Annotated in this window: 13 protein-coding genes and 1 pseudogene; 9 read left to right on the top strand and 5 right to left on the bottom strand. The window is 57.3% G+C overall.

Translation table 11 applies throughout. The annotated features are described in order from the left end of the window. Positions 1-316 precede the first annotated feature (316 nt). Together AB6803_RS17715 and AB6803_RS17710 are read left to right on the top strand one after the other, a co-directional pair. The gene (locus AB6803_RS17715) at positions 317-475 is read left to right on the top strand and encodes a DUF4167 domain-containing protein (protein ID WP_371110116.1); all 159 of its coding nucleotides are present in this window, start codon (positions 317-319) and stop codon (positions 473-475) included. Next, the gene (locus AB6803_RS17710) at positions 472-1,506 is read left to right on the top strand and encodes a fatty acid desaturase (RefSeq protein ID WP_371110115.1); all 1,035 of its coding nucleotides are present in this window, start codon (positions 472-474) and stop codon (positions 1,504-1,506) included. The genes AB6803_RS17715 and AB6803_RS17710 overlap by 4 nt, the downstream gene beginning before the upstream one ends. An 83-nt stretch (positions 1,507-1,589) precedes the next feature. Here the strand turns inward: AB6803_RS17710 and AB6803_RS17705 are convergent, their stop codons facing one another. The 4 genes from AB6803_RS17705 to AB6803_RS17690 form a co-directional block, all read right to left on the bottom strand. Continuing rightward, positions 1,590-2,546, bottom strand: a complete 957-nt coding sequence (locus tag AB6803_RS17705) for a S1C family serine protease (protein WP_371110257.1) — start codon at positions 2,544-2,546, stop codon at positions 1,590-1,592. A gap of 156 nt (positions 2,547-2,702) precedes the next feature. Next, positions 2,703-3,260 (bottom strand): RES domain-containing protein, encoded by a 558-nt coding sequence (locus AB6803_RS17700; RefSeq protein ID WP_371110114.1) that lies wholly within the window; start codon positions 3,258-3,260, stop codon positions 2,703-2,705. Between the two features lie 40 nt (positions 3,261-3,300). Further along, positions 3,301-4,308, bottom strand: coding sequence for a hypothetical protein (locus tag AB6803_RS17695; RefSeq protein WP_371110256.1), 1,008 nt, complete (start codon positions 4,306-4,308; stop codon positions 3,301-3,303). Positions 4,309-4,541: 233 nt separating this feature from the next. Beyond that, entirely contained in the window at positions 4,542-5,402 is an 861-nt protein-coding gene (locus tag AB6803_RS17690; RefSeq protein ID WP_371110113.1) for a hypothetical protein, read from the bottom strand. Positions 5,403-5,768: 366 nt separating this feature from the next. Between AB6803_RS17690 and AB6803_RS17685 the strand changes: the two genes are divergently transcribed. From AB6803_RS17685 to AB6803_RS17675, 3 genes are all read left to right on the top strand, one after another. After that, positions 5,769-6,575 (top strand): hypothetical protein, encoded by an 807-nt coding sequence (locus AB6803_RS17685; RefSeq protein WP_371110112.1) that lies wholly within the window; start codon positions 5,769-5,771, stop codon positions 6,573-6,575. Positions 6,576-6,956: 381 nt separating this feature from the next. Then, the gene (locus tag AB6803_RS17680; protein WP_371110111.1) at positions 6,957-7,382 is read left to right on the top strand and encodes a DoxX family protein; all 426 of its coding nucleotides are present in this window, start codon (positions 6,957-6,959) and stop codon (positions 7,380-7,382) included. Between the two features lie 456 nt (positions 7,383-7,838). Beyond that, complete coding sequence (locus tag AB6803_RS17675) at positions 7,839-8,147, top strand: hypothetical protein (protein ID WP_371110110.1); 309 nt, start codon at positions 7,839-7,841, stop codon at positions 8,145-8,147. Positions 8,148-8,433: 286 nt separating this feature from the next. Here the strand turns inward: AB6803_RS17675 and AB6803_RS17670 are convergent. Further along, a pseudogene (locus AB6803_RS17670) lies at positions 8,434-9,473 on the bottom strand (alpha/beta fold hydrolase). Between the two features lie 617 nt (positions 9,474-10,090). On the opposite strand from AB6803_RS17670, the gene repA reads away from it, so the two are divergent. The 4 genes from repA to AB6803_RS17650 all read left to right on the top strand — a co-directional run bounded on the left by repA (position 10,091) and on the right by AB6803_RS17650 (position 14,324). Further along, positions 10,091-11,266, top strand: coding sequence for a plasmid partitioning protein RepA (gene repA / locus AB6803_RS17665; RefSeq protein ID WP_007688717.1), 1,176 nt, complete (start codon positions 10,091-10,093; stop codon positions 11,264-11,266). Beyond that, positions 11,263-12,285 carry a plasmid partitioning protein RepB gene (repB, locus tag AB6803_RS17660; RefSeq protein ID WP_371110109.1) on the top strand — a complete coding sequence of 341 codons (1,023 nt, stop codon included), beginning with the start codon at positions 11,263-11,265 and terminating at the stop codon, positions 12,283-12,285. Before repA ends, repB begins: the two co-directional genes overlap by 4 nt. A gap of 171 nt (positions 12,286-12,456) precedes the next feature. Beyond that, positions 12,457-13,674 carry a plasmid replication protein RepC gene (repC, locus tag AB6803_RS17655; RefSeq protein ID WP_371110108.1) on the top strand — a complete coding sequence of 406 codons (1,218 nt, stop codon included), beginning with the start codon at positions 12,457-12,459 and terminating at the stop codon, positions 13,672-13,674. Next, complete coding sequence (locus AB6803_RS17650; protein ID WP_371110107.1) at positions 13,671-14,324, top strand: hypothetical protein; 654 nt, start codon at positions 13,671-13,673, stop codon at positions 14,322-14,324. The genes repC and AB6803_RS17650 overlap by 4 nt, the downstream gene beginning before the upstream one ends. Positions 14,325-14,617: the final 293 nt, after the last annotated feature.

Below are 14,617 nucleotides of genomic sequence, written 5' to 3'. Positions count from 1 at the left end.
TCGATGAGACCGTCGTATTTTCAGGTTGCTTAGCCGGTATTGATCCGTGGCAGGCGCTTCTTGTCAATGCAAACGTCCCTCGTCATTGAACTTGAAACAGCCACATTGCAGCGATATCGATTTCTCATCATCGAATGATTGAGTTGGCTGTCCGTGCTCCAAGAGAAGCACAAAGGGTGATATCGCATTTTAATCGCCACCGAATTTTCGATGCCGCTCTTCATCTTGTCATCCCAAAAATGAATGCAGCCGAGTTCGATGGTCGCTTACGGACCACATGAAAAACACGATACCAATTGCATTGAGGCACTTTCGATTGCCGTCCCGCTACGATCACTATATCGCGCTTGCTCGCGAAAAGGCCCTGGCGGGAGATTGCATCGAAGCCGAAACCTATTATCAGCAAGCAGAACATTATTTCCGCGGCGCCGCAGAGCTCGCCTCGCCCGCACAGAAGGTAGACCAACCACAATGAACGCCACGTCCACCTTTGAGCAACCCAGCGACGCTGGCGACAAGGCTTGGCTCAAGGTTCTCTCGAAATATCGCAATCCGCATGCCGGGCGCAGTACATTCGAACTTGCGGTGACCGCCGTTCCGTTCGCCATCCTCTGGGCCGGCGCATGGGCGGCCGTTCATTATGGTCTCTGGTACGGCCTGATCCTGGTCATCCCCGCCGCCGCATTTCTGTTGCGGCTGTTCGCGATCCAGCATGATTGCGGTCATGGCTCTTTTTTCGCACGCCGCCGCATCGACGACTGGACCGGACGCGCGATCGGGGTGCTGACCCTGACACCCTATGACTATTGGCGCCGGGCGCATGCCCAGCATCACGCCACCGCCGGCAATCTCGATGAGCGCGGCGTCGGCGATATCACCACCCTCACCGTTGCCGAATACAATGCACAATCCTGGTGGGGGCGGCTCGGCTACAGGCTTTACCGGCATCCGCTGGTCATGTTCGGCATCGGACCCGTCTGGGTCTTCCTGCTCAAGCAGCGTCTGCCCTTCGGCATGATGCGCTCAGGCCCCGTTCCGTGGATATCGACCATGGCCACCAATCTTGCCGTCGCCGTCATTGCAGCGCTGCTGATCTGGGCGGTCGGTATCGTTCCATTTTTGCTCGTCCATCTTCCAATCGTGTTGTTGGCGGGCGCGGCCGGTGTCTGGCTCTTCTATATCCAGCACCAATTCGAGGACACGCATTGGTCGAAGCCGCCGGAATGGCAGTTTCAACATGCCGCCATGCACGGCGCATCCCATTACGACCTGCCGCTGGTGCTGAGATGGCTTACCGGCAATATCGGCATCCATCATGTGCATCATCTCTCGAGCCGGGTGCCCTACTACCGCCTTCCCGAAGTGCTGCGTGACCATCCCGAACTGGGCAATGTCAGCCGCATCACCCTTTTGGACAGCCTGCGCTGCGTCAAGCTCGTCCTTTGGGACGAAAAAACCCACCGGCTCGTTTCATTTCGCGAGGCAAGGCGCCAAAGGGCGCTTTGAATGGCTGGTCTCCGGCTCCGGTAGATCCACAAAAGTTTCGGACGCTCGAAAACATCAAAGCTCTCGAGCTCACCCTCTCCGGCCTACGATCGGGTGACCGGTAGCAAGGTGCGCTTCTCCAACCGGCCCGCGACCGAGAAGACGAGCAGATCCGTGTCCTGACCGATCCTGTCGCCGCTCATCAATCGGACGATATCGTCAACGCCGCCGACCGGGATACCGTCGATCGCCAGAATATAATCACCATCCCTGAGGCCGGCACGCTCGGCCGGGCCGCCGGGTTCGATCCGCCGGATACGCACGGATGTCGTCTGCCCGGTACCCGCCTCAAGCGCGATCCGGCGTGGCAGCTCGATCGTGTCACCGGCAATGCCGATGAAAGCCCGCCTGACATAGCCATAGCGAAGGATCTCCGAAACCACGACATTCGCCGTGTTGGAGGCGACCGCGAAGGCGATGCTCTGTGCGCCCTGGATGACGGCCGTGTTGACCCCGATGACCTCGCCACCGGAGGAAACCAGCGGGCCGCCGGAATTGCCGGGATTGAGCGCGGCATCGGTTTGGATGACGTCGTCCATCAACCGTCCGCTTGCCGACCGCATCGAGCGTCCGAGCGCCGACACGATGCCGGCGGTCACCGTCCATTCGAAACCCAACGGATTGCCGATGGCAATGGCGATATGGCCCCGGCGCAGACGCTTGGAGTCCCCAAGACGCGCCCAGGCGCTGACGCTGGAATTCGCGCGGATAAGCGCAATGTCGGTGTCGACGTCGCGCTCCAGCACGCGTCCTTCCATGACCGAACCGTCCGGCGTGGTGATAAGGACAAGCTTGGCGTCGTCGACGACATGGTTGTTGGTGACGATCAGCCCGTCCGGCGAGATGGCAAAGCCGGAGCCGTGCCCGCCCCTGCCGCCCACCCGCTCGATGCGGCTGACCGCCGCGCCGACCATGTCGACCGCGCTTGCTATGGATTGCGAATAAGCATCTATCAGCGCGCCATCGTCGGCGGCCGTAATATTTTTATCTATGAGACCCATCATCTGATCCTTCAACAGCGGCGCCCATCGTCGCTACCGCCGGCGGACCCACATTGGTGCAGGCGTTCGCCATGGCGCTGTTGCGTAAGACTTAGATGGATGGGCGCAGGCTCGCATTCAAGCCGGGAGGTGTGAGGCTGATCGCAACCTCCGTTGCTACAGCCCCCACTTCGGGCCGTTTTCAGAGAGCTTGATTTCAACAGGCTCACCGCAAACCTCGACCGAGGGGCCACCGAGCGCGTTCCAGCGAAACAGGTTCAGATGCCAACCGCCGGGTATCAATCTTGACCGGTCGATTATGCCGTCCGCGCCGGCGGCCCTCGCCGCATCGGCGGTACGCCATGATGCCGGTTCCCCACCCGCAGCTAAAGCAGAGCGCCAAGACAGGTTGGATAATTCCCGATCGATGCCAAGCTGCTCACATGCCTGCCGGTCGTGCTGATCGACAACCATCGCGTCGCTGACAAGCAGCGGTACGACAACGCGCGGACGCTGGTCTTCGCGCATGTAGCCGGAGATGGCGATGATTGACCACTCAAGCGAAGCGCTCATATAGAGCGTCGGCTGACCAAGGCGATGATAGCGTCCGGCGCTCGATGCATCCGGAGGATCGAGCACATGATCAAGGCGCTCGGTGACGACCGAACGGAAAAAACGACCACTGATTTTGCGAAAAGCGCCTGCGGGCTCATCCTTTGTAACGTGTGCTTCCATGAAGACCTACATAGCGGGAGACCCCGCTGGGAAACAAACCTTATGGCGCGTTGCAAATCGGTATTGGCCGCGGTGGCGGCGCCGGATGATCTATTTTGTACTGGGCAATGATCGGTTCCAAGGTCTCTTTCGACCAGAACTTCGGAGCGCCGATTTCTTTCAAGCAGGAATCGTTCCAATACAAGCCGGCTGTCGATGGCGCGCGACCACTGGCTACCGCTTTGGCCACGGCGTTTATATCGGCTGATTCAGGATAGATGTAGAGCGTCGTGGGATTACCTTTCACCATGGAGAGGATCTGGCTGGCGTCCGATGCTGTCCAGCTGGTGCAGCCGTCGCTGCGGCCGCCCGCATATTCCACCAGCTTGCCGAGCGGAACGTATCCGTCCCGGTTCGCGTAGGGGCTCTCCGAATTTTTCTTCAGGCAAACGCCCGCGACCACCGCGGCTGCGTGCCCACCGATGGCGCGCTGCCGTGCATTGGCTGTTTCGCCCTCGCCGTCAAATTGGACAAACGAGCGAAGCAAGGGTGCGTCTTTTGTTCCAGAGACACGGTAGTAGCCCTTGAACGTCGTCTTCGTCTCGTCCGTCATATAAGCGCCGCCGGCGGTCAGGTTCGAATCCATCGCATTGCCGAAGTTCCGGGCGCACTCTCGTCCATTGGCGAAATCGACAACGCCCTTCAAATCGCGGCCGCTGCCGTGTCCGGACGAAATGACACGAAACGTCTGGGCGGCTTCACAGACAATGTAAAACCGGCCGCCCGATTTGCCGTCACCCAAATCGTTTGGACGGGTGGCATCCATAGCAAAGTAGCAGGGATTGCTGACCTTGCCTTCGCTGACTTTGCGCATGTAAAGCGCACGAGCCCTCTGCAAGACCGGCTGCGCGATCTGGCCGTCACCTTCACCGACGTCAGCCCTTAGCCACAACGGCATGTCCGATGTCCGGCCTGCGGCAAATAATTTCGGCGATGCCGAGAAGACGAGGGCGACGGTGCAGAGGCTGAGTATATTGACGATACTCAGAAGAGCATATCTCGACCGCACGGAATGAAATCTCCTGTTGAAGCGTTTGGCATCTGTGTGCGCTCTGCCGGCAAGGCTACCGGCAGCATTCGGCAAAATTAGGCAGCAACAATATCGACTTCCTTGACATTGAAAAGAACGACCAGTCCCTTCCAGAGGATTCAGCCAAAGCCTTTTCCGATTTGGCAATTATAGTCGTAAACCGCTTTATTGAACGAGGCCGTAACGGAGGCTAGTACCGCGACCACATTTCCTCATGCCAATGATCTTATTTCAAAGCCATTTGATCTCATCATCTGCAGGATGCCGTCGTCGCCCGCCAAGGTGCCCAACGGCAGCAGAATAAAATTTTTCACCGAATCAATCTTGAGGATTTGCGCGAGAAGTAAGGACTTGATTTGCTCGCCTCCGAGAGAGCGAAGCGGATCGACGACCCCTTTCTGGGCGATCTCCGCTGTCAATGTCATGATCTCAGGCGCCCGTCGCTGCTGGTAAAGCGTTTCCAGATAGCCGCCAATAGGTCCCAGCTGCTTGCGTTTTTCGAGAAGATAGCTGACCTGATGTGCCCCCACTGATTTCACGGCGGCAGTATCCAGCGGATGCCATATCGATCTCAGTTCCGCATCGCTTATCAACGGGGACAGCTGTTTTCCGCCGGAGCGAACATGATCTGTTATCACACCTCCGACACTCGGAACCGGACGATGCTGCCCCTCGCCCATCAGAAACAGGCTCACCTCAAATCCCGAGAGGCGTTCAAGCGGAGGGCCTCCCACCGCCGTTATCATGCGGCGCAGATCATCCGCATCCGTCGACGACAGTTCGGGAAGAACGGGAGATAATTGTTTTCGATCCACCGAAAGCGTCTGCAATGCAACATTTGGGCTGAAATCGGTATAAACCGAACTGGCCTCGTCGGATATGCGATCTCCATCGCTTACAATATCCGGCACGATCTGCGCGTTGATGCGCTCATAGCCGAATATGGTGATCGAACGATCTGCTCGGGTCGCGTCCCAGAATAGCGCGTTGCCCTCATCCGCCCAAGCGCCTCGAGGAAGGGGAACCGCCAAGGCACATACCAGAGCGGCAAATTGTCGGCGTGTTATATCCATGCCAGCCTCGCTTTAAAGCAACACGACGCGACCGGAGTCCGACCGTCTATCAAGACATTTAGATCGTACACTATGCAAATCTGCCGACTGCCATTAGTCTGCGTCCATGCCTTGATCGGGAGATATATAGCCCTGTCGCCGCATCAGCGATATTGAACCATCGTATAATGGCGGCTGCACGTCATAAGATTGCCAATGCGACATCGGGAGCCCGGCCCCGAAACCAGAGACATTGCAAAGCTCGCCGCTGTTCTCCCTGATGAGCCGAAAACGCTCGCTCAACGTCAAAAAATAATGCACGTATAAGGGGATTGAAAAATGGGAGATACAAGTTCAGATAAAACAAGCTGAACGGTGCCAGCCACGTTGGACATCGGGACCGGCAGGCGCCGTATTCTGGAATATCTGTTTTTACCATCGCTGAAATCTCATCCGAGGCGATGCGCGAGTACTAAGCATACCAGAGGAAAAAGGGGCAGAATGAAAAAGCTTATGATCTTGGTGGCCGCCACTATGGTGGCCTTTTCTGTGTCGGCGAATGCCGCATCGGTCGCGAGCAAGAGCGGCTATGAATATGATAAAAATATATTGAGTGATCCCGCGGCTCTCAACTGGAATATCGAGGATTGTAGCCACCGTGGCATCACACCGGAAGCACAAGAGAAGCTTGCAAAGCTCATGAACGTTCCCGCGGCCAATGTCCGTCGCGAGTTTTGCCGCCGAATCCTCACCGCTTACGCCAAGGGTGCGATCCCCTATGATGACTACATTGAGTTTGCCGCGAGCCGCGTCATGGCTCCAAGCATTGCGAGGGCTTTGAAGATCGCAGGTTCGGCCCCACGGAAGCCACAGGGCGGTGGACAGGATGAGATCGTTCTTCCGCTTTTGGCGAAAATGGATTCCGGCGAGACATTCAAAGGCTCGACGATAGCATCGCGCGGCAATGGCCGATTCTCGGTCAAGTCGTCACGGCGGTCGGCAAAATGCTCCGGTACCTACGACCTGAAGGACCGGCGCCCGACAATTACTCTTCTCGTCAAATGCTCGGACGGTCGCACTGGGCAGGCCGTGGTCACGAGAGCGCCGGACCTCATGTCGGCGTGGGGGAAGGTGAAGCTGTCCGACGGGAGCACCGGCCGGCTGACCGTTGGCACCGTGCGGAAACAACAGTGACAGGCAGACAGAGCCTGGCCCGCGGCCTCATGTCGGACGATTGGAATAAGATTCCGGCACTGAACAAGCCGCGGGCTTTCGTCCCGAGCTCCGAGCGAGGCTATCTGGACGATGCGCGTATAGCCATGCTTCCTCTTTGACTGAGCGCATAGCGTTCATCTTTGCCCCACACACCCTCATGTGGATTGGGGCAAAGCAATGCTTTGTGCAATTCGGCCCCTGCCGAGAGGACGTAAGCCTCCAACCTTAGGAAGAGCGCTTTCGACTACTTGCTCATGCTGCAGGGGATCAGCACCGCCAAATAATTTCCATCCTCATTGTCGGAATCACCTTCTGTTGGCCGTCCTTGGAGCATCAACCGCGTCAACCTGGAGGAATATCGTGGAAAACGCTCAATCAATTTGGCAGACTGCTGCCATTCTCATCGCTCGCCTGATCTTCACCGTCGTCTTCGTGATGGCCGTCTCGTTCAAGTTCATGGATATGGGCGCGACTGCCGGCTATATCGCAGCCGCCGGCTTCCCGTTCCCATTATTCTTGGCTTGGTGCGCCGCGATCCTTGAAGTGCTACTTGCCACCGCTTTCCTGACCGGTGCGTTATTTGTCCCGGCAGCGCTCGCTGCAGCGGTTTATGTCATCTTCCTCGGATTCTCATTCCATGGTCCTGCACTTTGGGCCGGCAACCAAGCTGAATTCGGCTTCTTCGTGGATCACTTTGTTTTCGTGGCGGGTTTGCTCTTCGCTGCGGTACATGGCCCGGGTCGGGTATTTGCCGTAAAGTGGACACTCTGGCCGGACAGAGTGTGACGCAGCTTCATCATGATCTGAAGCTTGCCGCACTTTTCCCCTTTCGACGACAGATGAACAATGCGCTGGCACAGGTGGCGGGCTTGTCGAAGAGCTGCACGCGTTAAGGCCGGGGTTACAGCACTCCGGTCGCATATGAGGCGCTCATGTAGCTTAGCACCCAGTTTCCTGCCCAAGCGCAGAGTTATTACTGGTTAAACTTGACGCTCGCCGTTCGCTCCTCAAATTCGAGTCGCGCCACCTAATCTGCTCCACTTACCCCCCATGTGCCCTCAGCAATCCTCCATCGCCTTGTGATGAAGCCCATAGGGTTGCTCACGTCCCGACATTAAACAGAAGCTTAGAACGTCTTTACTTCCGTTATTGCTATTTCTTTCTCTAGGGGGCCGGCGACGGTTTCGGGGCCGAAAGCCAAAAGCAGATCAGTAAGCCTCGTTCTTCAACGTCGGCAGCCTCATGAGCGCGCTCGCGACAGCCTGTCTCGGCGATCAAACCGCGATTACCGCATGCATCGATATCGTCACCGCGCTCGGACTTGGCCTCGGCGCCGAATCCGGGAACGAGACGCAGCTGGCGATCACCGAACCAGCAGAAGACAACACCGACCGATTGAACGCCGCCGGCTTCGGACTGGCGACCCGGTTGCCGGAAAGACCTCATTGGCGGAAATCGGGCTTATCATTCATGTCGTCGCGAATGGAGCCGATCGTCTACTGCCTTTGGATGAAACGATGGCCTATCCCAATCGAATACTCGACGATCTGACCTCGCCCGGACGCCGCTCACAACCGACCCGAGCCGACGGCCCTCACCTCCCCGTCCCTGTCTGAAGTGATCCAGCAATCTCAATATCGCATACAGGTCGCGACCAATGGATCTGTGCCGACGGATAAGAACTTCGCGCGCCACCCCAAATCGAAATTTCCTCTACCAAACAAACATGCTGACATCGGCGCAGCGTGAACCTCATTGCGGCGCCGTCTTCATCGCACCGATGGAACCGGATGGGCATTGGCATTCTCAGCCATTGCCCATCGATCCGCCTGAAGGCTCACAAGCCGTCAACGTCGATGATCGCTTGCGTGAAGGCCTGCGGCGCCTCCTGCGGCAGATTGTGGCCGATGCCGCCACCGATCATCCGGTGCGCATACTTGCCGGAAAACTTGCCGCGGTAGGATGCGGGATCAAGGTGCGGCGCGCCGTTGGCGTCACCTTCCAGGTTAATCGTGGGCACGCTGATCACCGGCGCCATTGCCAGGCGCTTCTCCAGCTCATCATATTGCGGCTCGCCCTTCGCCAGTCGCAGCCGCCAGCGATAATTGTCGATAGTGATGGCAACGTGATCCGGATTGTCGGAGGCTGCGGCGCTGCGATCAAACTGCGCATCATCGAAGTCCCTTCGGAGAGGCAATCTGCCAGATCAGCTTGGCAAAATCGCGCCGGTATTTATCGTAGCCCTCCTGCCCGCGCTCGACGGCGAAATAATACTGGCACCACCATTGAAGCGCGGCCTTCGGCGGCAGCGGCATCTTGTTGGCTTCCTGACTGCCGATCAAAGAGCCGCTGACGGAGACCAGCTCCCTGCAGTGTTCGGGCCAGAGCACCGCCAGAATGTTGGCCGAGCGCGCCCCAGTCAACGCCGCCGGGGATCGCCTTCGGAATTTTCAGTGCATCCATCAAGTCGAGTATATCGACAGCCACGACCGACTGCTGACCGTTGCGCGCAGTCTCGCTCGAAAGAATGCCTGGCGTCCCGTAGTAGCCACGCAGATGTGGGACAATCACGCGGTAGCCTCGTGATGCGAGCAGCGGAGCAACATCAACGAAGCTTTGGATGTCATGGGGCCAGCCATGCAACAGAACGACCGGAGCGCCACCGGCGGGGCCTGCCTCCGCATATCCGACGGTCAGCACGCCGGCGTCAATCTGCTTCAGTGAAGCGAACGACGCGCTGGCTCCAGACTTGACCGCCGACTTTGTCTCCTTGGACTACGCCGCGGCAGAGCCAGGCAGGCCAGTTGATTGGTAGCGAGTGCGCCGGCGCGCAATAGCAAAGAAGCCGCGGCGAGGGCGATTGATGTTTTCGGACATTGACCTTTCTCCAACAAGCATGACTCTGCCTGGCGGGAAGACTTGCCCGCGCTTCCGCCATGCGTCCCAATCGGACAGTTTTAACTGGCAATGTGAGTCTCCAGCGCAGATACTTTGGAGCGCAGGCGATCCTTCAACCACGATTCACGAGCCGAAGATCAATCCCACGACACTGGCATTGATCACCAGCAAATTGAGGACAGTGGTGATCGGAGGAACCGGAACGTCATCTCGACATCGACATGTCGGATTTCACGGACCGGGAGAGCGCATCGCAAAGCCAATTCGCAGCGACCACCCGCCTGGCGAACGCCGCCCAACATAAATGGGAGCGAATGCCGTTATCACCGTTTGCGACCAACCATTGAAGATGCCAAGATCGGCCAGCGTTCCCCGCGGGGAACTCGTTTTCGATGACGCATAATTGACAGCGACAGACCGAAAGTTCCCCGCGGGGAACGCTATTTTAGGCCCGGTTGCCCCGAATCATAGAATCGGAGTACTTCTTATCTACGGAAATTGCCGGTAGTACCGACTTTCTGCGTAAATAAAGAAACCAGTCACAAAAACCCAACCATAAAGGCGCTTAGTAACGTGGCCAAAAATGGGAGAAAACCATGACCCGACATCTGAGCAGCCTCGCCTTCATGCAGACATTCTCTGCGAAGCTGGATACCGCATTGGGCAATCTCAGCCTAGCCCAGTTCCCCCCGCATGCCCGGCGCACGATGCGCAAGTTCACCTCTCCCGAGGTTGCCGCGCTGCTTAACGTGACCGAAGCCTATATCAGGCAAGTTTCGCTGAAGGAGCAGGGGCCGACGCCGGAAGTCGCCAATGGGCGGCGTCTCTATACGCTCGAGCAGATCCTCGAATTGCGTATGCATCTGGCGCAGAACGGCCGCAAGAAGTGGATGAACCCACGCAGGGTAGGCGAGGAGCAATGCCAGATCCTGGCAATCACCAATTTCAAGGGCGGCTCCAGCAAGACCTCCACCACTATCCATCTCGGTCATTACCTCGCCTTGAGAGGGTATCGCGTGCTGGCCGTTGATCTCGACCCCCAGGCATCGCTGACCAGCCTGCACGGCAGTCTGCCGGATTTCGATTACCGTGACGGCGATACGCTTTATTCCGCCATCCGCTTCGAGGATCCGATCCCGACCGAGCAAGTCATTCATCAGACCCACATCGCCGGCTTCGATGTCATCTGCGCCGGCCTGGAATTGACGGAGTTCGAAACTGCCGTTGCGCTGGAAATGCGCAAGTCCGGCGGCACGAGCTTCCTCTTGCGCGTATCGCAGGCACTGGAGCAAGTGGCTGATCGCTATGACATCATCCTGATGGATTCGGCCCCGTCGCTGAACTTCCTGACGCTATCGTCCCTGACTGCGGCGACAGGCGTTTTGATACCGGTTCCGGCACATATGCTCGATGTGGATTCCACGGCAAAGTTCCTCGAACTCGCCGGGTCCTACATGCAGATCCTCGAACAGGTTGGCACGTCGGCCCAATGGGATTTCGCCAAGTTCCTGATCACCAAGTTCGAGCCGAACGATCATCCGCAGGCCAATATGACCGCGCTGATGCGGCAGGTTTTCGGCGAGGACCTGTTGCTTAACTCCGTGATCAAATCGACCGCGGTTGCCGATGCCTTGACCTGGAAACAAAGCCTTTACGAGGTGCAGCGGTCGAGATTTTCCGCGCCCAAAACCTATGACAGGGCGATCGAATCGATCAATGCGGCAAATGCCGAAATCGAAGAGCTTCTTTCGAGAGCATGGGGACGCGAATGAGCAGGAAAGATTCCAAGGGCATGTTTGCCAACGTCCTGGTCGGCCTCGGCCAGGACACGACGTCCGTGCCCACTCCAACAACATCGCCGTCGCCGCATCTTCTGAAGGTCGCAGCCGGCGTTAGGCAGTTGCAGGAGCGTGGCGAGCTTGCCGACAAGCTGCTGCAGGGTGCCGATCACATTATCCAACTCGACGTGGACGCGGTTTTGCCGTCCTCCATCCGGGATCGGTTTGACGGCGCCTATGATGCCGACAGGCTGCAGGATCTCGTCCAGTCCATGCGTGAGCACGGGCAAACGACGCCCGGTCTCGTTCGGCCTATGCCGGGCGAGGGCAGCCGGTTTCAGATCGTCTTCGGACGCCGCCGCCTTGCCGCTGCAAAGCTTCTTGGCATCAAGTTCCGCGCCATCGTTCGCGATCTCACTGACGAACAGGCAATCGTCATCCAGGGCGAGGAAAACGCCAATCGCGACGACCTGTCCTTCATCGAGAAATGCGTTTTCGCTCTCAGCCAGGAAGAGGCCGGCTTCAAGCGCGAGGTGATCTGCTCATCGCTCGCGACCGGCAAATCGCATGTTTCCGAAATGCTGCAGATCGCCAAGGTTTTTCCGAAAGCGGTCCTGACGCGTATCGGTGCTGCTCCCGAGACCGGCCGCCGGCGCTGGGCGCAACTGGCCGAACGCTGGAGCGCCAATGCCAAAGCCCAAGCGGTCACAGACCGGGTGCTGGAAGAGCTGACCGTTCAGTCGCTGTCCAGCGATGACAGGTTCGCGGCCGTGTTGAATGCCGTTTCCAAGGCCGAGAATGCCCCCACAGCCCCTGCGGATCGCACCCAGGAGGTCGTTTCCAAGGGAATGACCCTTGCTGTCGTGAACTACGCCAAGGCGGGAACCAAGCTTACCTTCACGAAAGCCGTCCCGGACGATTTCGTGAATTACCTGCTGCGTCGAATGGAGGGATTGCACGAGGAATATCTCGATCAATCTCCACAGACCGCGCAGAACAAGACCAAGCTGTAACAGGAGACTGAATAGCAAAAGAAAAAGGCCCCCGAACGTTGCCGTAGCGGAAGCCCTTCTCAGTATGTAGCAATACGAGAATCACATTTCCGCGAATCATAGTCAAGAGTCTTTGGCACCGTTTTTGGTGAGCGGCTTTCTTTTGCCTGTTAAAAGGTGAAGGAAATGGAGATGCATATCACGACGCCCTTCGGGCGGCGGTCGATGTCGCTTGCCTTGATGAGAAATCAGATCAAGGCAACGTCTATCAGACAAGGCAAGACTGTCGATAAATGGCGGGTGTTTCGCGATGTCTGCGAAGCAAGACCCCTGCTGAACATTTCAGATCGCACGCTGGCGGTACTGAATGCTCTTCTGACCTTCTATCCGGAGAAGGAACTCAGCGAGGACGCAGGGCTGGTGGTCTTTCCCTCCAACAATCAGCTCACTGTTCGAGCCCATGGCATTACCGGAACGACGTTGCGGCGGCATCTGGCTGCCTTGGTCGAGGCCGGCCTGATCCTTCGCAAGGATAGCCCGAACGGCAAGCGCTTTGCCCGCAAGGATGGGGCAGGGGCTGTCGAAGATGCCTATGGCTTCAATCTGGCGCCGCTGCTTGCCCGTTCCGAGGAGCTTGGGGATCTCGCGCAGCAGATTGCCGCCGAGAGAAAACATCTCCGACAGGCCAAGGAGCAGCTCACCATTTGCCGCCGTGATGTTCGCAAGCTGATTGCCGCCGCGATCGAAGAAGGCGTTCCCGGTGACTGGCAGGCGATAGAGAGGCATTATCTCAGCCTGGTCAACACCCTGCCACGCACGCCAACAGCCGTGGATATCGCTCCCATCGCCGAAGAAATGGAAATGCTGCGCAATGAGATCATCAACCTTCTGGAAACACAGCTGATTTCCGAAAAATCAGTTGCCAATGATGTTCAAAATGACCGGCATATACAGAATTCAAATACCGAATCCCAAATAGAATCTGAAGCGAGCCCTCAGGCTGCAACATCCGTAGAACCAGACCAGCCCGCCGAGCAAATCGGCAAACTCTCACAACAGCCGATCAAGGCCTATCCCTTGACCACGGTATTGCGAGCCTGCCCAGAGATCGCCAATTATGGCCCTTCCGGGGGGATTGCCAGCTGGCGAGAGCTGATGACAGCAGCCGTTGTCGTTCGAACCATGCTGGGTGTGACATCCGGCGCTTATCAGGATGCTTGCGATACCATGGGACCGGAAAACACGGCTGTCGTCATGGCCTGTCTCCTCGAAAAAGCACAGCACATCAGCTCAGCCGGTGGCTATCTGCGCAATCTCACCGCAAGGGCACGTCGAGGCGAGTTTTCCCTCGGGCCGATGCTGATGGCACAAATGCGGGGTCGTGACGCCGAGGCAAGGAAGGCATCATGATCATCGTCGTCGAAGGGATCAGCGCCGCCGGTAAGACGACCTGGTGCCGACAGCATGCCTCGGAGTTTCTTGTTCAGGAGAGCTATCCCGAGCTCCGGCCGGACAGGAATGCAGACGCACGCGGAGCTGCCCTTCTCTGGACGGATTGGAATGTGAAACGCTGGTCTGAGGCCATTGAGATCGAGCGCGAACAGGAAAGGGCCGTCTGTGATACCGATCCCTTGAAGCTGCATTACATCTGGGGTCTATGGCAGATAGGCGAAGCACCCGAGAGCCATTGGCATTATCAGATGGAAGCCACTCGGGATGCGCTGCAAAAGTGCCAGTTGGGCTTTGCGGATCTCTACCTCGTCAAGAGGATCGATCCACGCGTCGCAAGGCAGCAGAGGGGGCAAGATACTATCAAGATGAGGACGAATTTCGATCTTCACGCTCGCCTGCAAGCTTCTCTTCACATCTGGTACGAAACGCTCGCGATCATACTTCCAAGACGGGTCAAATGGGCATTACCAGACAATCTCCCGGTGACGGAGACTATCGATAACTCGTCTGAATATCGGTACGACATGGAGGTGTTCGATCGTCTTATCGCAGGCTTGCCAGGAGTCCCATCCGGCTCAAAAACGACCAGAATCCATGGAGGATGTTAGTGGATGATGATGAAGGCATCCATGCGCTTGTCGGGATAGTGGAAATTATCCGGTTTTTTGCTTCCGTTAAGAAAACTTATAGCGCTAATTCAAATGCTTAAATGGCCGATTATTTTTCCAACCAAGGGCAACCAGAAGCAAATATCTGAGTTAAATCTACTCAAATTCGGCCTTTGACGCAAGGCACTTGCAGTATTTGACCGAAGAGCAGCCAGTCGCACAACCTTCATTGAGAAAAATAGTAAGTGGGGCAGATTGGGTGGCAAACGACCGCAGATCAAACTGATATCCGC

Origin of the sequence: Rhizobium sp. RCC_161_2, assembly GCF_041355235.1 — a bacterium.
Classification (GTDB): Bacteria; Pseudomonadota; Alphaproteobacteria; order Rhizobiales; family Rhizobiaceae; genus Rhizobium.
The sequence above is the reverse complement of the archived record's forward strand: the minus strand, read 5'-3'. Positions and strand labels throughout refer to the sequence as shown.

Excerpts from the sequence above, each read along its gene's own strand:
- repC (WP_371110108.1), top strand. The coding sequence starts at position 12,457 with ATGCATATCACGACGCCCTTCGGGCGGCGGTCGATGTCGCTTGCCTTG.
- repB (WP_371110109.1), top strand. The coding sequence starts at position 11,263 with ATGAGCAGGAAAGATTCCAAGGGCATGTTTGCCAACGTCCTGGTCGGC.
- AB6803_RS17700 (WP_371110114.1), bottom strand. The coding sequence starts at position 3,260 with ATGGAAGCACACGTTACAAAGGATGAGCCCGCAGGCGCTTTTCGCAAA.
- AB6803_RS17705 (WP_371110257.1), bottom strand. The coding sequence starts at position 2,546 with ATGGGTCTCATAGATAAAAATATTACGGCCGCCGACGATGGCGCGCTG.
- AB6803_RS17650 (WP_371110107.1), top strand. The coding sequence starts at position 13,671 with ATGATCATCGTCGTCGAAGGGATCAGCGCCGCCGGTAAGACGACCTGG.
- AB6803_RS17675 (WP_371110110.1), top strand. The coding sequence starts at position 7,839 with ATGAGCGCGCTCGCGACAGCCTGTCTCGGCGATCAAACCGCGATTACC.
- AB6803_RS17710 (WP_371110115.1), top strand. The coding sequence starts at position 472 with ATGAACGCCACGTCCACCTTTGAGCAACCCAGCGACGCTGGCGACAAG.
- AB6803_RS17690 (WP_371110113.1), bottom strand. The coding sequence starts at position 5,402 with ATGGATATAACACGCCGACAATTTGCCGCTCTGGTATGTGCCTTGGCG.
- repA (WP_007688717.1), top strand. The coding sequence starts at position 10,091 with ATGACCCGACATCTGAGCAGCCTCGCCTTCATGCAGACATTCTCTGCG.